The 17419-nt window shown below is 61.8% G+C and carries 17 protein-coding genes; 10 read left to right on the plus strand and 7 right to left on the minus strand.

Going from position 1 to position 17419, the window contains the following annotated elements; all coding sequences use genetic code 11:
* Nucleotides 1-70: 70 nt before the first annotated feature.
* Both AK2_RS10925 and AK2_RS10930 read right to left on the minus strand, forming a co-directional pair.
* Complete coding sequence (locus AK2_RS10925) at nucleotides 71-2422, minus strand: heavy metal translocating P-type ATPase (RefSeq protein ID WP_067934386.1); 2352 nt, start codon at nucleotides 2420-2422, stop codon at nucleotides 71-73.
* A 39-nt stretch (nucleotides 2423-2461) separates the two neighbouring features.
* Nucleotides 2462-2758: a metal-sensitive transcriptional regulator gene (locus tag AK2_RS10930; protein ID WP_067934276.1), complete on the minus strand. Its 297-nt coding sequence runs from the start codon at nucleotides 2756-2758 to the stop codon at nucleotides 2462-2464.
* Nucleotides 2759-2997: 239 nt separating this feature from the next.
* Here AK2_RS10930 and AK2_RS17310 point away from each other — a divergent pair, with 239 nt between their 5' ends.
* Both AK2_RS17310 and AK2_RS10940 read left to right on the plus strand, forming a co-directional pair.
* Nucleotides 2998-3492 carry a GNAT family N-acetyltransferase gene (locus AK2_RS17310; protein ID WP_245632872.1) on the plus strand — a complete coding sequence of 165 codons (495 nt, stop codon included), beginning with the start codon at nucleotides 2998-3000 and terminating at the stop codon, nucleotides 3490-3492.
* A 76-nt stretch (nucleotides 3493-3568) separates the two neighbouring features.
* A complete protein-coding gene (locus AK2_RS10940; RefSeq protein ID WP_067934279.1) occupies nucleotides 3569-4162 on the plus strand; it encodes an LOG family protein in 594 nt (197 codons plus the stop codon).
* A gap of 146 nt (nucleotides 4163-4308) precedes the next feature.
* Here the strand turns inward: AK2_RS10940 and AK2_RS10945 are convergent, their stop codons facing one another.
* Nucleotides 4309-4758, minus strand: coding sequence for a helix-turn-helix domain-containing protein (locus AK2_RS10945; RefSeq protein ID WP_067934282.1), 450 nt, complete (start codon nucleotides 4756-4758; stop codon nucleotides 4309-4311).
* 216 nt (nucleotides 4759-4974) lie between these two features.
* Here AK2_RS10945 and AK2_RS10950 point away from each other — a divergent pair, with 216 nt between their 5' ends.
* From AK2_RS10950 to AK2_RS10960, 3 genes are all read left to right on the plus strand, one after another.
* Nucleotides 4975-6216 carry an aminopeptidase gene (locus tag AK2_RS10950; protein ID WP_067934285.1) on the plus strand — a complete coding sequence of 414 codons (1242 nt, stop codon included), beginning with the start codon at nucleotides 4975-4977 and terminating at the stop codon, nucleotides 6214-6216.
* 74 nt (nucleotides 6217-6290) lie between these two features.
* Nucleotides 6291-7373, plus strand: coding sequence for an NAD(P)H-dependent flavin oxidoreductase (locus tag AK2_RS10955; RefSeq protein ID WP_067934287.1), 1083 nt, complete (start codon nucleotides 6291-6293; stop codon nucleotides 7371-7373).
* Nucleotides 7374-7451: 78 nt separating this feature from the next.
* Nucleotides 7452-8900, plus strand: coding sequence for an NAD-dependent malic enzyme (locus AK2_RS10960; protein WP_067934289.1), 1449 nt, complete (start codon nucleotides 7452-7454; stop codon nucleotides 8898-8900).
* Nucleotides 8901-8990: 90 nt separating this feature from the next.
* Here AK2_RS10960 and AK2_RS10965 read toward each other — a convergent pair whose 3' ends face one another.
* From AK2_RS10965 to AK2_RS16900, 4 genes are all read right to left on the minus strand, one after another.
* Nucleotides 8991-10304 carry an ammonium transporter gene (locus AK2_RS10965; RefSeq protein WP_083521103.1) on the minus strand — a complete coding sequence of 438 codons (1314 nt, stop codon included), beginning with the start codon at nucleotides 10302-10304 and terminating at the stop codon, nucleotides 8991-8993.
* Nucleotides 10305-10468: 164 nt separating this feature from the next.
* Entirely contained in the window at nucleotides 10469-11668 is a 1200-nt protein-coding gene (locus AK2_RS10970) for a molybdopterin molybdotransferase MoeA (RefSeq protein ID WP_245632878.1), read from the minus strand.
* A 32-nt stretch (nucleotides 11669-11700) separates the two neighbouring features.
* Nucleotides 11701-12279: a molybdopterin-guanine dinucleotide biosynthesis protein B gene (locus AK2_RS10975; protein WP_067934295.1), complete on the minus strand. Its 579-nt coding sequence runs from the start codon at nucleotides 12277-12279 to the stop codon at nucleotides 11701-11703.
* Nucleotides 12276-12422, minus strand: coding sequence for a hypothetical protein (locus tag AK2_RS16900; protein ID WP_174521155.1), 147 nt, complete (start codon nucleotides 12420-12422; stop codon nucleotides 12276-12278). Before AK2_RS16900 ends, AK2_RS10975 begins: the two co-directional genes overlap by 4 nt.
* Nucleotides 12423-12719: 297 nt before the next feature.
* Between AK2_RS16900 and AK2_RS10980 the strand changes: the two genes are divergently transcribed.
* The 5 genes from AK2_RS10980 (at nucleotide 12720) to AK2_RS11000 (ending at nucleotide 17407) form a co-directional block, all read left to right on the plus strand.
* Nucleotides 12720-13457: an iron-containing redox enzyme family protein gene (locus tag AK2_RS10980; RefSeq protein WP_067934298.1), complete on the plus strand. Its 738-nt coding sequence runs from the start codon at nucleotides 12720-12722 to the stop codon at nucleotides 13455-13457.
* Nucleotides 13458-13463: 6 nt separating this feature from the next.
* Nucleotides 13464-14525 (plus strand): nicotinate-nucleotide--dimethylbenzimidazole phosphoribosyltransferase, encoded by a 1062-nt coding sequence (gene cobT, locus AK2_RS10985; protein ID WP_067934299.1) that lies wholly within the window; start codon nucleotides 13464-13466, stop codon nucleotides 14523-14525.
* Nucleotides 14526-14911: 386 nt separating this feature from the next.
* Nucleotides 14912-16519: a sodium:solute symporter family protein gene (locus AK2_RS10990; protein WP_067934301.1), complete on the plus strand. Its 1608-nt coding sequence runs from the start codon at nucleotides 14912-14914 to the stop codon at nucleotides 16517-16519.
* A gap of 13 nt (nucleotides 16520-16532) precedes the next feature.
* Nucleotides 16533-16772: a hypothetical protein gene (locus tag AK2_RS10995; RefSeq protein WP_067928988.1), complete on the plus strand. Its 240-nt coding sequence runs from the start codon at nucleotides 16533-16535 to the stop codon at nucleotides 16770-16772.
* Nucleotides 16773-16930: 158 nt separating this feature from the next.
* Entirely contained in the window at nucleotides 16931-17407 is a 477-nt protein-coding gene (locus AK2_RS11000; RefSeq protein WP_067928989.1) for a flavin reductase family protein, read from the plus strand.
* Nucleotides 17408-17419: the final 12 nt, after the last annotated feature.

Consider the following 17419-nt stretch of genomic DNA (forward strand, 5'->3'; position numbering starts at 1 on the left):
GCCGTGCGCGGGCGCGGCGAAAACGAGTCGGCCAAGGGCCCGCTTCACCGTCCCGCTTGCTTGGCTCCGTCTATCGTGATTTCATGCGGCGCAGCAGCAAGCTGTTGGACACCACGCTGACAGAACTTAGCGCCATGGCCGCGCCGGCGATGATGGGGCTCAAGATGCCAAGAGCCGCCAGCGGGATTCCCAATAGGTTGTAGAAGAACGCCCAGAACAGGTTCTGCCGTATCTTCCGCATGGTGGCCCTAGACAGACGCAGGGCCTCGACAACGCCGCGGGTCCGGCCCCGCATAAGCACAATACTGGCCGCCTCCATCGCCACATCTGTGCCCGTGCCCATGGCGATTCCGATGTCCGCCGCGGCCAACGCGGGCGCGTCGTTGATCCCGTCCCCCACCATGGCGACCACGCGTCCTTGGTTTCTCAGTTCTTCTACCTTGGCCGCCTTGTCGCTGGGCAACACCCCGGCCATGACATATGGAATTCCGATTTCGTCGGCGACGGCCCGGGCGGTGCGCTCCTGGTCTCCTGTAATCAGCCAGACGTCAATGCGAAGCGCCCTGAGTTGCTCGACCGTTGCGCGGGCGTCCTCTTTCAACGTGTCTGCGATGGCGATGACGCCGAGCAGCTGCTCATCCCGCGCGACCACCACCGTCGTGCGGCCGGCGCGCTCGTGGCGGGAGAGTACCGCGTCCGGGAGCGGATCGGCCACAAGGTCCCGCAGCCATGCGCGACTTCCGACGCGCAGCGTGGTTTCTGCCACTTGCCCTTGGATGCCTTTCCCGGGAATCGCCTCGATGCCCTCCGCGTGCGGGATGTCCACGTCCTCTTCCTTGGCGCATGCCACAATCGCAGCGCCGAGCGGGTGCTCACTGTGCACCTCCAGCGCGGCCGCGGCAGCGAGGAGGTCTTGGCGTGACGCACCCGTTGCGGGCCAAACCGCCGAGACCTTGGGCTTGCCTGCGGTGAGGGTTCCCGTTTTGTCAAACACGACCGTGTCCACTCGATGGGCCAGTTCCAGGTGTTCACCGCCTTTTATCAGAATCCCTGACTCGGCCCCCAAACCTGTGCCAACCATGATGGCGGTGGGGGTGGCGAGCCCCAGGGAGCAGGGGCAGGCGATGACCAGCACGGAGACGGCGGCCATGAGGCCGTGGGACCAGTTGCCCGACGCGCCCCAGGCGAGCAGCGTGAGGATTGCCACACAGAGCACGACGGGCACGAAGACACCCGAAATTCGATCCGCCAGTCCTTGCACCGGCGCCTTGGAACCCTGGGCCTGGTCGACAAGCCGGATGACTTGGGCGAGAGCCGTGTCCCGGCCCACCTTTGTCACTTCCATGAGAAAGGCCCCGGTTTGATTGACGGAAGCCCCAATGACGGGGTCCCCGGGCCCTCGAGCCACCGGCATCGCCTCCCCGGTCAGGAGCGATTCATCTATCGAGGTGTGGCCTTCTTTCACCACACCGTCGGCGGGAACCTTCTCTCCCGGGCGGACACGGACGAGATCGCCCACGCGGAGTTCTTCCGCTGGCACGTCGGTTTCCACACCGTCGCGCAGCACATGCGCCTCTTTCGCTCCCAGCTTGGCCAGCGACTCCAACGCCGCGCCCGACCGCGCCTTGGCCCGCGCTTCCAGCAGCTTCCCCATAAAAATCAAGGTCACGACCGTCGCGGAGCTGTCAAAGTACACGTCCTCCCCGCCCAAAACGGTCAAGGCTGCGCTGTAAAAGTAAGCGACGCTGGTGCCGAGCGCCACGAGCACGTCCATGTTCGCGGTGCCGCCGCGGAGCGCGCGGTAGGCCCCCTTGTAAAACCGCCAGCCCACGTAAAACTGTACGGGCGTGGCGAGCGTCAGACTCACCCAGGCGGGGAGGAATGGGCGTCCCCCAAGCAGCATCTCGATCATCTGAACCCACAGCGGCAGCGTGAATAGCGAGGAAAACCCGAACGTGACCAGGTCGCGGCGGTAGGCCTCGTCTTTACGCCGTTTCTCCTCGTCTCTGCCAACGGCGCTGGCCAGGGCGGCGCCGTATCCAGCCTTTTCCACAGCACGGATGAGGTCCGGCGTGCCTATCAGGCCCGGCACGTACATCACCTGGGCCCTCTCCGAGGCCAGGTTCACGGAGGCCGACCGCACACCGGGCAGCCGTCCGACCACTTTTTCGATGCGGGCGGCGCAAGCCGCACAGGTCATACCCGTGATGACCAAGTCCGCTTCTTGAAGCGGCACTGTGTAGCCCGTTTTTTCGATCCTGTCGACGACGTCTTTCCAGGTTGTATCGCCATTGAGCACCACACGGGCTCTTTCGGAGGCCAGGTTGACGTGCACCGCCTGGACTCCGGGCAATTTCCCCACGGTCTTTTCAATTCGCGCGGCACAGGCGGCGCACGTCATGCCCTCGACAGGCAGCGTCATTTCTGTGACCTGTGACACAACTTCACCCCCGATTCTCGCTTATCCGCGGGTGAACTGGCGAATCACGCTCATCAGTTCCTCAATCTTTTCGTCACCGTGGTCTTGGTGAGCCAAGGCGTCGGCCACGCAGCCGCGGGTATGGGATTCGAGAATGGACAAGCCCACTTGGTGAACCGCGCTCTTGATGGCCGCGATTTGCACAAGGATATCGACGCAATAGCGGCCTTCCTCAATCATCCGCTGGATTCCGCGCACCTGTCCTTCCACCCGCCGCAGCCGGCTTAGCAGTTCATCCTTCTGATGGGCATAGCTGTGTTGGGCATGCTCTGCACTCATAGGGGACACCCTCACCTTCGCTTCTGATAACAGAACCTTACCCCCCTACCGTATCCATGTCAACCCTCATCCACGCGATGCCGACACATGTTGTATCATGGGTGTGTACGTATAGGAAGATACCTTTCCCTCGTGCGGGATGGCGTCTTGAAGGCGACGAAAGGGGCCGTAGGGATCACGTGCAGGACGACGTTCGAACCATAGACCAGGACGCATGCGACAGGAATGGGAGCAGGCCTGTGGCGCTGGATGTGCAGATTGGGCCTCCGAAGGAGGAAAGGGAGTGGCGCTGGCTGTACACCCTGTGGCAACAGGAATGGGGTGGAGAGACGATGGTCAGTCGCGGCCACGTCTACCGCCTCGCCGATCTCGATTCGCTAGTGGCCAAGATTGATGGGGAGATGGCGGGGGCGGCGACGTATCGCATGGATGGGGTCGGTGGCTGTGAACTGATGAGCATCAACGCGACCCGGAGCAACGCCGGGGTGGGCACCCGCTTGCTTGAAGCGGTGGAACGTGCGGCGAGGGAAGCCGGATGCCGCCGGGTGTGGCTGATTACCAGCAACGACAACCTGAACGCCCTGCGCTTCTATCAGCGCCGCGGGTACCGCATGACCGCCCTGTACCCAGGCGCCATTGATGAAGCCCGGCGCATCAAGCCGACTATTCCGCTGATAGGCAACGACGGGATTGAAATCCATGACGAATTGGAGCTCGCCAAAGCGCTCGCTTAATCCCTGGCGGGTTCGAACGCAAGGACGGGTGAGCTTGCTCCCGGGCGCAGCCGGTTGAGCAGGTGAGGAGGCACCTATGAAGAGGGTTTGTGTATTTGCTGGTTCCAGCACAGGAATTGACTCGGCGTACACGATGGCCGCGCGGCAGCTTGGGGAGGCCATCGCGGCAGAGGGGTGGGAACTGGTCTACGGCGGGTCGAAAGCAGGACTGATGGGCGAGGTGGCCAACACGGTGCTGCGACAGGGCGGCACCGTGATAGGCGTCATGCCAACGGGTTTGTTTCAAACCGAAGTTGTGCATACGGGACTGTCGCGGTTCATCGAGGTCAAGGACATGCACGAGCGCAAGGCCGCCATGGGCGACTTGTCCGACGCGTTTGTCGCTCTCCCGGGCGGATACGGCACCTTCGAGGAGTTATTTGAGGTGGTCAGCTGGGCCCAGCTGGGCATCCATCGCAAACCTATCGGGTTATTGAACGTTCAAGGATATTATGTCCCCTTATTGCAGATGGTCGACCACGCGGTACGGGCGGGCTTTGTCCGCAGCGCCTCCAGGCGACTGCTTCTCGCAGCGGACAATGCGCAGGACCTGCTGGATGCGTTGAAAGCTCATCCGCCCGCGCAAGTCGAGCCCAGTTGGCAGCCTGCAGCTCAGGAGTTTGAAGACTAGCCGCTCGGTGCGCCGCTAATGGGTTCATTTTCCCATAGGCCCCGTGGTCTATCCGTGGCTTGTAACCACGGCGCCGCGGGCTGCCGCCAAGTCCCAACTGGGCCTCGCATCGGGATACATGCGCCGCGGCACCGTGTGCGCGCCGTTCAGCGCCAGATCAATCGGCGCGTCGAACGAGGGTGCTTGAGTTCTTGGATGGTCTTCAGAATGGACGTCAGTTGTTCGTCCCGGCTCTTGCGATGAGCATCCTCTTGCAGCTCCAGGATGTTCAATATCCGCTCGACTTTCTCCTGGAGTTCCTGTTGCGTCTCCGCCAGCGTGTCTATAGCCGCTTGACAGGCAGCGATACGCTGGAGCAACCGTCCCTCAACTGCGGTCACGGAGGTCGCGCCGGACTGGGATGCGTCGCGTGCATCCCTGGGTTTTGGTCCCGGGGTCTCATCCATAAGGAAAGCTTGTACATCGCTGGGTTGGATGATATAGGTGGGGCCAAACGGTTCATCGACCTGTGTCGCCTTCAGCTTGCCCCGTTGAATCCAGCGCCGGACTGTGCTGGGATGGCAGCCCAGAGCCTGGGCGGCTTCGCGCACGGTCATGGGGCATCCCTCCTCGCCAGAGCTTTGTTTTGAGTGTAGCCCATGCTGGCCGCGAGGTGTGTCGAAGCGGCCTGTCGACTGCTGGCAGTCAGTAGGGTCGCGGCATCCTCGCCGGCCCGCTTTTCGCGGCGGCACGGATTTCCTATACTGAGAATGGCAAGTACAAGATGGGCAGTTCGCAACCGGGGGCAGCTGAACGCGATGGGGGGCTCGACCATGCTGGCAGATACGCATTTGCTGACATCATACGCCGAGTTGGCGATAGAAATGGGGGTGAACCTGCAGCCGGATCAGACCCTGGTCGTTGTGGCGCCGGTCGTGGCCTGCGAATTCGTGCGCTGTGCGGTTGAAACCGCCTACCGGAACGGGGCCAAGGCTGTGCACGTGCTGTGGGATGACGACCGGGTGACACATGCGCGCCTGCAGCATGAACGGCAGGAGCAACTGCAGCAATATCCGGCTTGGAAGGCGCAAGCCTATCGGGATCTGATAGACGCACGAGCCGCCTTTCTCACGGTTGTCTCACCGCATCCGAAGTTGATGGACGACGTGCCTACTGAACACATGGCGCTGGCCATGCGCGCCGCGAGTCAGGCCCTGGCTGGCTACCGGGAGGCCCTCCAGTCGGCGCAGGTGAATTGGTCTATCGTAGCCGTGCCGAATGACGACTGGGCGCGGGAGGTCTACCCGCAGATCCCAACGCCTGCACGGCTGGAGCGGTTGTGGCAGGCGCTGGCGCGTGTCATCCGCCTGGATACGGCCAATCCGATGGAAGCGTGGAGGCAGCACCTAGGGCGGTTGACGAGGCGAATCGAGACGCTGAATGGGGCACGTTTTCGGCAGCTTCGCTATCAGGGCCCAGGGACCGATTTACGGATTGGCTTGCCCAACGAACACGTGTGGCTTGGTGGGGGCACGAAGAACCAGGATGGGGTCTTGTTTGTTCCGAACCTCCCGACGGAGGAGTGTTTTACGGCCCCAGTCAAGACCGAAGTGGAAGGTGTGGTGTGCAGCACCCGGCCCCTCTTGCACGGAGGACAGTGGATAGAGGACTTTGAATTGCGGTTCTCGGAAGGCCGCATAGTGGAGTACCGGGCGCGCGTCGGGCAAGACGTGCTGGCGTCGATTCTCGACACCGACGAGGGGGCCCGTTTCCTGGGCGAGGTGGCTTTGGTCCCACACAGTTCGCCGGTTTCTCGGGAGGGCGTGACGTTCTGCCACACCCTCTTGGACGAGAATGCGTCCTGTCATCTGGCCATCGGATCGGCGTATCCCATGAATCTCCGCGACGGAGCCCAGATGAGCCGTGAACAGAGGCGCAGCAAAGGCTTGAACGAGAGCCTGGTGCATGTGGATTTCATGGTAGGGTCCGCGGAGCTGGATATCGACGGGCTCGATGCGTCCGGGCGGTGGGTGCCCATTCTGCGCCAGGGGGAGTGGGCGGCCAGGTTTGCATAAACGGCTGCGGGCAGCTGCTGCATGGAGGAATTTAGGGTTCATGCGGTGTGAACGACGCCGGGGAGGGATGCAAGATGTTGAAAACTTCTGTAACGCGATTGCTTCGCATCAAGTACCCGCTGATTCAGGCGGGCATGGCGGGCGGGCTGACCACCCCCGAGTTGGTGGCGGCCGTGTCCAACGCTGGCGGACTGGGGACGATTGGTGGCGGCTACCTGCAGCCCGAACAGCTTCGCCAGCAAATTCGACGGGTGCGGGAATTGACAGAGAAACCGTTTGCGGTTAACCTGTTTGTCCAGCCGCCTGTACAGGCGCCGGATCAGACGGTCGTCACGTGGATGAACGACTATTTGAATCAAATGCGCCGGGAGTTGGGTTTGCCCGAGCAGCCAAAGGCCACTGTGGCCGACGTGGATTTTGAACAACAAGCCGCCATCGTGGCGGAAGAACGGGTTCCGGTCTTCAGTTTTACCTTCGGCATTCCCCGGCCGGACGTCCTGCGTCGGATTCAGGAACACAGCGTGTGCATTGGCACCGCCACCAGCGTGGACGAAGCCGTGGCCCTGCAGCAAGCGGGGGTGGACGCGTTGGTGGCTCAGGGCAGTGAGGCCGGCGGGCATCGTGGCACCTTCCTGGGACCGGAGGAACGGGCTCTCACCGGGACGATAGCCCTGATTCCGCAGGTGGTGGACCGGGTGCAAATCCCGGTCATCGCTGCCGGGGGCATTGTGGATGGCCGCGGATTGGTCGCAGCCTTGTCTCTGGGAGCCAGCGCGGTGCAGATGGGAACCGCTTTCTTGGCCAGCCCGGAGAGTGGCGCCCACCCGCTTTACAAACAACGGCTGATAGAGGCTGAGGCAGACAACACCGAGCTCACACGGGCCTATTCGGGACGCCTGGCGCGCGGAATACGGACAGAGTATATGCGGAAAATGGCGCAGTTCACAGGCGAAATCCCTCCCTATCCGATTCAGCATCACCTGACCAGGGACATTCGCGAGGCGGCCCTGGAGAGGGGAGACCCAGAATACATGTCTCTCTGGGCCGGGCAGGCCCACCCGCTGGTCACCACGCATCCCGCCGCGGCGCTGGTGCAGGAGGTCATGGACGTGGCTGCGGCCACACTGCGTTCCTTGATTCATGCCGCGCGTCCATAGCCCCATCCTCTATTTCGCCAGCTTTGTGGTAATATATCTATTATCGCTATTCTGAGAGTTTTCCGAGGAGGAGATTCTGTGGCGAATTCGGGTGGGCATGAACTGAGGCTCGTGTTTCGTCTGCGCATTGACAAGGGTGTGCGGTTCAGCGAAGCGTATGCCGCCATCACGGAGGCGGGTGGGGATATAGTCGCCATGGATGTGCACTACGCCGCCAAGGAGCACAGCGTGCGGGATATCACGGTGAGCGTGCGCAGCGACGAAGACGGGCAGCGCGTGGTTGCCGCCTTGCAGGCGCGGCCTGGGATCGAGATCCTGCACGCGTCCGACCGGACGTTCTTAGTGCACCTGGGCGGCAAGATTGGCACCCACTTGAAGGTGCCGGTGAAAAACCGTGACGACCTGTCGATGGTGTACACGCCCGGTGTGGCGAGGGTTTGTCAAGCCATCCACCAGGACCCGAGCAAGGCGTTTCAACTGACCATCAAGCGCAACACCGTGGCCGTCGTTACGGATGGGTCGGCCGTATTGGGCTTGGGCAACATCGGCCCGCAGGCCGCTCTTCCCGTGATGGAAGGCAAGGCGATGCTGTTCAAACAGTTTGCGGATGTGGACGCCTTTCCCATTTGCCTGGATACCCAGGATACGGAGGAAATTATCCGCATGGTTAAGGGATTGGCGCCTGTGTTCGGTGGCATCAACCTGGAGGACATCTCGTCTCCGCGCTGCTTCGAAATTGAGGAACGGCTGCGCCGGGAATTGGACATCCCTGTGTTTCACGATGACCAACATGGCACGGCGGTGGTCATGCTGGCGGGTCTTTTGAACGCGCTCAAAATTGTAGGAAAGCGTATGCAGGACTTGTACGTCGTGGTCAGTGGCGTCGGCGCGGCGGGCGTGGCTTGTACGAAGATCTTGCTGGCGTCGGGGGTGCGCGAGGTGGTCGGCTGCGACCGCGCCGGCATCATTGAATCCGGCAAGACGTACGACAACCCCATCAAACAGTGGTACGCCGAAAACACCAACCGGGCGGGGCGGTCGGGTTCCCTGGCAGACGCCATCCGCGGGGCGGACGTGTTCATTGGCGTGTCCGGGCCGGGGGTCTTGCGTGTCGAGGACCTGCAGGCGATGGCGGCCGATCCGATTGTTTTCGCGATGGCCAATCCCACCCCGGAGATTCTGCCGGAGCAGGCGGAGCCCTATGTGCGTGTGATGGCCACGGGCCGATCCGACTATCCGAATCAAATCAACAATGTCCTGTGTTTTCCGGGCATGTTCCGCGGAGCCCTGGATGTGCGGGCGCGTGAGATTAACGAAGCGATGAAGCTGGCCGCCGCCCAGGCGATTGCTGCCTGCGTGCCCGAGGACCAATTGAACGAGCAGTATATCATTCCCAGTGTTTTCAATCCGCACGTGGTGGAATCGGTGCGCAGAGCTGTGGCCGAAGCCGCCGTCCAGACTGGGGTTGCCAGACGGGACGTGCGCGATGGCGGACTGGGAACAGCGGCACTGACGGAGCACGATTGAGGCAACTTGCGGCTGGACGCCACCAGCCAAGCGGTCAGCCGGCCGCGGCTTGCTTCACCGCCAGTGGCTCGCTGACCGACAAAGGCGGGGTTACTCGCGGACCGGACGGGACAACGAGGCTGCGGCTTGCACCCGGTGTCCTAGGTGAGCGGCCCTGCCTGAACGCGGGACGGTGCTGCCCCAATCGCCATGCGCCGCCGAAATTCCGTGCTGGCTGAGATCCAGGCCCATGTCCTCCTCGGCCGCGCTTACCCGCAGTGGCATCAAGCAGGCAATAAGCTTCAGGGTGCCGAATGTCAAAACCGCTCCCCACAGGCAGACTGCGACGGCCCCGAGAGCCTGCACGGCCAAGAGACGGATGCCGCCCCCGAACAACAGGCCGCCCTGTTCCGCGAACACGCCGACCATCACGGTTCCGAAAAGTCCGCAGGCGCCGTGGACCGCGACGGCTCCCACCGGATCGTCCACATGCAAGGCGTCGACCCAGCGGGTGGCGAAGATCATCAGAACCCCTGCTAAAGCTCCTATGACGAGCGCGCCCCAGGCGCCGACATAGGCGCAGCCGGCCGTAATGGCGACCAGACCGGCCAAGATGCCGTTGATGGTGGCCAGGACGTCCGCCTTGTCGGAAGTGACGAGCGTGTATGTCAGCGCACTGGCGCCACCGGCGATGGAAGCCAGCAGGGTATTGACGGCGATAGGGGCCAGTTCGGGAGTTTGGGCATCCAACGTGCTGCCGGCGTTGAACCCAAACCAGCCGAACCACAGGACATAGGTACCGATGGCGGCCAGGGGGACGCTGCTGGGAGGAAACGGGTTAGCGCCGGCAGCGGCGTCAAACTTCCCGATGCGTGGTCCCAACGAGCGGGCGGCGACGAGCGCGGACATGCCGGCCATGGCGTGGATGGCGGCAGATCCCGCAAAATCGCGCATGCCCAGACGGTTCAGCCAGCCGTCAGCCCCCCATATCCAGTGACCGGAAACCGGATAGATGATTGCTGTCATGATGAGTGCGAACAGGAGGTACGCCTTGAAATTCATCCGCTCCGCCACGGCGCCGCTGACGATGCTGACGGCCGCCACCGCGAACGCGGCCTGAAACAGCCAAAAGGCGTCGTGAGGCACCGTTGTTGGCAGGTGCGTCAATGATCCCGAAAGGGCGAACCCAGAGGTGCCGATGACCCCGCCCGCGTCGCGGCCGAACATCAGGCCGAAGCCGACTACGTAATAAGCCAATACACCGAAGATGAGATCGACGAAGACCTTCATGATAATGGAGACGTGGTTCTTGGAGCGGATAAGGCCGGCCTCCAGGAGAGCGAAACCACCCTCCATAAAGAAGATCATCGAGGCGGTCAACACCACCCATACCGTGTTGAGCCCCAGCGCCAAGTTGTTTCCCATCGATCCATCTCCGTTCTCTGGCTGTTCTTTCACCCATTATGCGGGGGAGGCAGGGGAATGAAAACTGTTTGTGTCAGGAAATATAACAGACGGATGTGATGTAATCGGATTCATATGGAGGAGCCCGTATCGCACGGAGGAGAAGGTTGGGGCCGCGGCTGGGATTAACTGCCTGGGTGCAACCAGCGCAGGGGCACCACGGTGCCCGGCGGGCAGGATACATCGTCGACGCGCACCAGGCAATTGGCATCGGCCAGGCTGGATAGCACTCCTGGCGACTGGGATGTCGCTGTGTCTACCCAGACGCGGCCCGATTCTATCCATCCACGCGCCCGCAGCACGCGCGTGTGCTTGACAGGCTTGAGGCTGAGGGGCCGCGTGAGAGCTCCTGAAGCGGGGAAGGGGGTGTCCAGCCAGCCTAGGCTGCGGCGAATGACCGGACGGACCAGCACTTCAAACTGGATGAGGCAGGCTGCTGGGTTCCCGGAGAGAGCGAAAACCACCGTCTCTCCCCATAATCCGGCCAGAAGCGGGGTGCCGGGCCGTATCCAGACCTTTTCGAGGACCGGGGTGATTCCCAGGTCCGCCAGGACCTTGGGAACATGATCGGCGTCACCCTTGGATATGCCTCCACTCAGCACGAGATAGTCCACTCCCGAGAGGCTGGTCACCGCGGCGCGGATGGCGGATGCGTCATCCGCCACGGTTTGCACGCTGGTGATGTCCACCCCGTCTTCCAGCAGAGCGGAGGCTAAAAAGGCGTCGTTGGTTGAGTAGATCTGTCCGCGACGCAGCGGCTGCTGGGGGTCTGCCACGAGTTCGCTGCCGGTTATCACGATGGCGGCAGTCGGGCGTACGGCCACGGATACTTCGGGGACGCCGAAGCCGTTGCAGGCGGCTAAGTGGCGGGCGCTCAGACGAGTCCCGCTCGGCACAATAACTTGGCCCGCTCGTGCGTCATCTCCAGCGGGTTGGACCGACTCACCTTCCCGGATGGAGCGCAGCACGATGACCTCGTCTTCGCCGTCGTCTTCACACCACTCGAAGCGCAGGACGCTGTCGGCTCCGGGAGGCAGCGGGGCCCCCGTCATGATGCGGACGGCCTCGCCCGGGTGCACCTCGCCAGCGCTCTCGTCGCCGGCCAGCACACACCCAACCCGGCGCAAGCGAGCGCCGCGCTGGGCGCTCTCCGCCCGCACCGCGTAGCCGTCCATCATGGCGCGGGCGAACGGGGGAACCGAGGCGCGTGCGCTGACCGCCGCCGTGGTAATGCGGCCCAAAGCCTGGGCGACGGGTATCCGCTCGCTGCGCACGGGACGGTGCAGCTGCAACAGCCGGTCAAAGGCGCCGTCCAGGCCTAGCATCGTGGTCAAACCGCATCCCTCCTGGGCCTTTCTCATCCAGACACCAGCCTCATGTCACCCAATCGTCCGGCCTCAATATCCGCGCACAACTCCGCCACCGCTCCGTCCCTGTACACCGGAACGGCGAGGGCGGCTGCCGCCTCCATGAGCCCCTCGGTGGTCACGACGGCGCGCAGGTTGTTCATAGGCGAGCCAGCCAGCCAGTTCAACTCGCTCGCTTGGCGGATCATCGCCAGCTTGGGAAGCGGGTGGGACTTAAAGCCTTCGACCAGGACGGCATCCAGTGAACGCCCCTGTCGACGGGCGCGATCCGCCAGCCGGCGGCAGAGGACCAGGGGTTGCTCCGCCGCCTGGTCTGCCATGTCCCGCCACAAGGTGCGCCCGCCGCCTGCCAGCACGGTGGCCACCGCGCCGCTGTGGATGTATCTCTCGGTGTCGGAGGACGCTTTTTCCCAATCGTCTGGAGCGTTCTCCCATAGGTGACCGTCGTGTTTAATCACCGCGACGCGCCAACCCTGTCTCGTCCACACCTGCAGGATGCGTTCAATCAACCGCGTTTTGCCGGCATCCTGAACCCCGACGATGGATAGGACAAGGGGCCGTGGCATCATCGCCGCGGATTGATGCCTTCCATCGCGATGTTCACCCCACCGGTGCGGGCCGAAAACGTTCCTCCCAATGCAGGCAGCGCTAGAGGCACGGCGAGGGCGAGAGTGGTGGTACCAAGCCGGGGATTGGCCAGTACGGTCATCATGCGTCACACCCTTTCCGTCCCGCTCTACTGATGAATGCCGGTGTCAGGCCGGCAAGCACGCTCGACACCATTTGGACGTTTGGTCCGCCCGCGGAGAGCGCGGTCAAGAAGATGGCCGTAACCAAGCACATTTCGACTTCGACCTCCGGGAGCCAAAATCCTGCTGTCGCGCGTGACCTGGGAATAGTCTGCCGTCATCACCCTGGAGCCCATGCGCAGGCTTGGTGTACAGTAGACGTGCCTGGGTGGGCGAAGCCTGCGCCGGGTGTGAACGCCAGTGTATAAGGAGGATGTCCGGTGTACGACGAAGAACAGTTCACGACCTACGAGGATGTCGAGCGAGCCCTGGATGCGTTTGTCACGGAGGCTTTTTTTGCCGCCCCGTTTCTGACCTCCCTCCAATCCGGGCGCTATCAACCGCACCAAGTGCGCCACTTTGCGGTCCAATACAGCTACTATTCTCGACACTTCCCGAGGGTCCTGGGAGCAGCCATTTCCGCGATGGCTCCACTGGCTGATTGGTGGGTGCCGCTGGCCGACAACCTGTGGGACGAGGCCGGTCGGGGAGTGCCTGGTCGTTCCCACGAGGAACTGTACAAAACCTTTCTCTTTTCCGTGTATCCCGAGGTGCCCCTTGATGAGCGCGGAGTCCCGCTGCAGCCGATGTCGCCGGCCGTCGAGCGGGCTGTCGACACGTTCATCCGCTTCTTTCAGAACGCCACCCCGTTGGAGGCCATGGCGGCTGTTGGCTTGGGATCCGAAATGTTTGCCGGGCGTGTGATGAAAGCTATCGGGGAGGGCTTCACACGGCCGGAGTACAACCGTGAGAGGAGACTGGACGTGCGCTTTTGGGAGGTGCACGCGGACGAGCATGAACCGCGGCATTACCAACTGTGTCGCGAAATTTTGAGTCGATACACAAAGCCGCGTGAATTGGCAATGATGTTTCGGGTGGGGCGCGACATCGCGAAATCAGAGGCGGACATGTACCAGGGCCTGCATGAGGAAATGCTGACTCTGCCGCCGGAGGAGTGAGGGAACGTGGCTGTACAACCGGCCATTCAAGATTGCCTGCAGAGGATTCGACCCGTGTCGTCTGCCGCGGCCGATGCTGCTCGCCTCCGGTTGGACAGACTGACGAAGCCGCCCGGCAGCCTGGGCCGGCTGGAAGACGTGATGGTGCGGATTGCGGCCATGGTGGCTTCTCCCGCCCCGCGCTTGGAACAGCCGACTTGTCTGGTGTTTGCTGCCGATCACGGTGTCGCCGCCGAAGGGGTCTCGGCCTACCCGCAGGAGGTCACCGCCCAAATGGCGGTCAATATCGCCAGCGGCGGGGCCGTCAGCAGCGTCCTGGCCAGGCAGCACCAGGTTCGCCTGCAGGTGGTGGATGTGGGTGTGACAGCGCCTTTGCGCCACCCTGGCATCCTGAATCGACGAGTGCGTGCGGGTACGCGCAATTTTACCGCAGGGCCGGCGATGACCCGCAGCGAGGCGGAGGCGGCAGTCTGCACCGGGATTGACACCGTTAACCAGGCCCACGCGGCTGGGTGCGGGTTGTTGTTGGTCGGCGAGATGGGGATTGCCAACACGACCCCCGCTGCCGCCATGGCGGCCGTGCTTGGCCAGTGGCCGGTGTCTCAGGTGGTCGGGACGGGAACCGGCATCTCAAAGGCCCAATGGGAACACAAGGTCCACGTAATTGAACGCGCCTTGGACGTCAACCACCCGGATGCGGAAGATCCTTGGCAAGTTTTGGCCGCTCTGGGCGGGCTGGAGATTGCGGCCCTGGGCGGCGCGATATTGGCCGCCGCCGCCCACCGCATGCCGGTCCTCCTGGATGGGCTCATGACCGGGGTCGCAGCCCTGTGGGCGTACCGATTGGCCGCCGATGTGAAAGATTATCTGCTGGCCTCGCACGTTTCGGCGGAGCCAGGGCACCGTATGGTGATCTCGGCTTTGGGGCTGCAGCCGCTGCTGGACCTGGAACTGAGGCTTGGCGAGGCCTCCGGCGCCCTGTTGGCGTTGCCGCTTTTGCTTGCGGCCCAACGTGTGTTCACGGAGACGGCGACGTTTGAGGAAGCCGGGGTGAGCGAACAAGTCTAGTCTAGCTTCTGTGGCCTTGCTGACCGTGCGATTCGTCCGGTTGTGCGGCCGTGAGACGACAATGCTCTGGATCTTTCGGCTTTGTTTCGATTCTCTTATATGTACGTACAAAATGTACGTACAAATGAATCTCTGATAAGCATGCAAACCATGCCAAAATTGGCGTGGTTTGCTGGGTGTTTGTTGAAAGCGGTTGATGAATTCGCTACAATAGACACGTGTTTCGTGACATTTCCATGTCAAATCCGGAATTCCAAGGAGGGGTTCTTCTCGAAATCACATCGAAAGGCATATAAAGGAATCTAAGACGTCGTAGATGTACGTACCAATGTGCATACCAATGTCCGAAGATCCTACGTTCCTTCCCGCTAGGAGTGTGACGAACCATGGGCCATGCCCTGTTCCACCCGTCAGGGATCGATTACCTGATTGTGGTAGCCTATTTCGTTTTTGTGCTTGCGGTGGGATTCCTGTTGCGCAAGCAAACGACCACTGGGGAAGACTTCTTTCTCTCCGGACGGGCGTTGCCGGCTTGGATAACCGGTATCGCGTTCATGTCGGCTAACCTGGGCTCCACGGAGATCATCGGCATGAGTGCGGGTGGGGCCGAATACGGCATGACACAAACCCACTTTTACTGGATTGGCGCGATTCCGGCCATGGTTTTCATGGGCTTGTACATGATGCCGTTCTACTACGCGTCGCGTGCCCGCTCCGTGCCGGAATACCTGAAGCTGCGATTCAATGAAGCCACGCGCGGCGTGAACGCGGCCGCGTTCGCGGTGATGACCATCCTGGTTTCGGGCATCGGTCTGTATTCGATGGCCATCCTGTTTCAAACCCTGGTCGGGTGGTCGTTGAACACCAGCATCTGGGTGTCGGCCGCCATTGTCGTCGTGTATGTGTTTCTGGGTGGATTGACGTCGTCCATCTTCAATGAGGTGACGCAGTTCTTCTTGATTGTTCTGGGGCTCTTGCCGGTGACCGTGATTGGCATGCACAACCTCGGCGGCTGGAGCGGGCTTGCCCGCCGCGTGCCGGCCGACTTTTCCCACGTTTGGGCAGGGCTTGGAAGCGCCAACAATTCGCTTGGGGCCAACTGGGTCGCCGTTGTGCTCGGCCTCGGCTTCGTGACTTCGTTTGCGTACTGGACCACAGATTTTTTGGTCGTGCAGCGAACGTTTGCGGCCAACAGCATGCGGGCTGCCCAGGTGACGCCGATTTACGCGTCGTTTATCAAGATGTTCATCCCGTTCATCAGTGTAGTGGTGGGACTGATTGCGCTGGCGGTCTTTCCGCACATCGGCAAGGACGGGACGAGTTACAATTTGGCGTTCCCGCTGTTGATGGCCAAATACTATCCGGTGGGGATGATAGGCCTCGGCATCACAGCCCTGATGGCCAGCTTCATGAGCGGCATGGCCGGTAACATCACGGCGTTCACCACCGTGTGGACCTATGACATCTACCAGGCTTATATCAAAAAGGATGCGTCGGATGCGCACTACCTGTGGATGGGGCGGATCGCCACGGTGGTCGGGGTGCTCATCTCCATCGCCACGTCGTACATCGCCGCCGGCTTCCCGAGCATCATGGACTATATGCAAACGCTGTTCTCGTTCTTTAACGCTCCCATCTTCGGCGTGTTTTTGCTCGGGATGTTCTGGAGACGCGCGACCGGCTGGGGCGCGTTCTGGGGATTGGTTTCCGGCATTGCGTTTGCGTTCATCTTCTACTTTTTCCTGCCCTTCCACTTCGCCACGCCCAACGCGGGCAACTTCTGGCGCGCTTGGTGGGTATGGGTGGTTACGACTGGGGTCTGCGTGCTCGTCAGTCTCGTGACCAAACCTAAGTCCGACGAAGAATTGAAAGGTCTCGTCTACGGGGTGACGAAATACCGTTCGTACAAGGGGTACCCGTGGTACAAGCGGCCTGGCGTGTTGGGCTGCATCTCACTGGCGATGTTCATTGCTCTCGACATTATCTTCTGGTAAGGGGTGAGACACCATGGCACCGTCCCCGCACAACCGATTTCTCGATCTGCGCCGCTTGATTGGTGTTCTGTTGACTTTTGACGGGCTGATCATCGCCATCTACGGTGCCGTCAAGCATCCCGGCAATCCCGATGTCCCGCTGAACCTGGACCTTTGGTGGGGATTGTTGGTTCTGGTGGTCGGCCTGCTGTTTTTGTTCGCTTCTTTGCGCCCGCCGAAGCCGCCCGAAGAGGAGCCCGATTCTTTGTCATAACAGCACCGCGTTGGCCGCTGGCGCGCCACCCGGGGAGACCCGGGTGGCGCTTGCAATTTTTTGTTTCCCGCGAGAAGATGAAAGAGGAAGCAACTGGCCAGGTTTTCCTGCGCAATCTTGGCAGCACAATCTTCATCATAATAAAGGAGCGATGACGGATGGACGAACAGGCGAAAAAGACCGCGCTCAGAGGCATCACATACGGGTTGTACGTGATTGGTACGAAGGTCGGCGACGACGTAAATGCGTTCACGGGCAACTGGGTGACCCAAACCTCATTTACGCCGCCTCTTGTCGCCGTGGGAGTCAAGAAGGGAACAAGCTCCTGTGACGGAATTCTGGAGAGCGGCGTGTTTTCGGTGAACGTGCTGGAAAGCGGACAGAAAGACCTCGCGTTCGCGTTCTTCAAGCCGGTCTCGCGGGTCGGCAACAAATTCGGGGACATCGAGTTTTACACGGCGACGACAGGCAGCCCCATTCTGAAGGACGCTTTGTCTTGGTTTGAGTGCAAGGTGGTGGACCACAATGACCGAGGCGACCATGTGTTGGTCGTCGGGGAGGTCATCGATGCCGGTGTACATCGCGAGGGGAAGCCGCTGACGTTGGGCGAATTGGGCCTGTTTTACGGCGGATGAGCGGAGGGACAA

The sequence above is a fragment of the Alicyclobacillus kakegawensis NBRC 103104 genome (genome assembly GCF_001552655.1).
GTDB classification, from domain to species: domain Bacteria; phylum Bacillota; class Bacilli; order Alicyclobacillales; family Alicyclobacillaceae; genus Alicyclobacillus_G; species Alicyclobacillus_G kakegawensis.

Bases quoted from the DNA above. Each gene is read 5' to 3' on its own strand.
- AK2_RS10955 (WP_067934287.1), top strand. From the start codon at position 6,291: ATGTTGAAAACTTCTGTAACGCGATTGCTTCGCATCAAGTACCCGCTG.
- AK2_RS10930 (WP_067934276.1), bottom strand. From the start codon at position 2,758: ATGAGTGCAGAGCATGCCCAACACAGCTATGCCCATCAGAAGGATGAA.
- AK2_RS10950 (WP_067934285.1), top strand. From the start codon at position 4,975: ATGCTGGCAGATACGCATTTGCTGACATCATACGCCGAGTTGGCGATA.
- AK2_RS10965 (WP_083521103.1), bottom strand. From the start codon at position 10,304: ATGGGAAACAACTTGGCGCTGGGGCTCAACACGGTATGGGTGGTGTTG.
- AK2_RS16900 (WP_174521155.1), bottom strand. From the start codon at position 12,422: ATGATGACCGTACTGGCCAATCCCCGGCTTGGTACCACCACTCTCGCC.
- AK2_RS10995 (WP_067928988.1), top strand. From the start codon at position 16,533: ATGGCACCGTCCCCGCACAACCGATTTCTCGATCTGCGCCGCTTGATT.
- AK2_RS10990 (WP_067934301.1), top strand. From the start codon at position 14,912: ATGGGCCATGCCCTGTTCCACCCGTCAGGGATCGATTACCTGATTGTG.
- AK2_RS10975 (WP_067934295.1), bottom strand. From the start codon at position 12,279: ATGATGCCACGGCCCCTTGTCCTATCCATCGTCGGGGTTCAGGATGCC.
- AK2_RS10925 (WP_067934386.1), bottom strand. From the start codon at position 2,422: ATGACGCTGCCTGTCGAGGGCATGACGTGCGCCGCCTGTGCCGCGCGA.
- AK2_RS10940 (WP_067934279.1), top strand. From the start codon at position 3,569: ATGAAGAGGGTTTGTGTATTTGCTGGTTCCAGCACAGGAATTGACTCG.
- AK2_RS11000 (WP_067928989.1), top strand. From the start codon at position 16,931: ATGGACGAACAGGCGAAAAAGACCGCGCTCAGAGGCATCACATACGGG.
- AK2_RS10945 (WP_067934282.1), bottom strand. From the start codon at position 4,758: ATGACCGTGCGCGAAGCCGCCCAGGCTCTGGGCTGCCATCCCAGCACA.
- AK2_RS10970 (WP_245632878.1), bottom strand. From the start codon at position 11,668: ATGCTAGGCCTGGACGGCGCCTTTGACCGGCTGTTGCAGCTGCACCGT.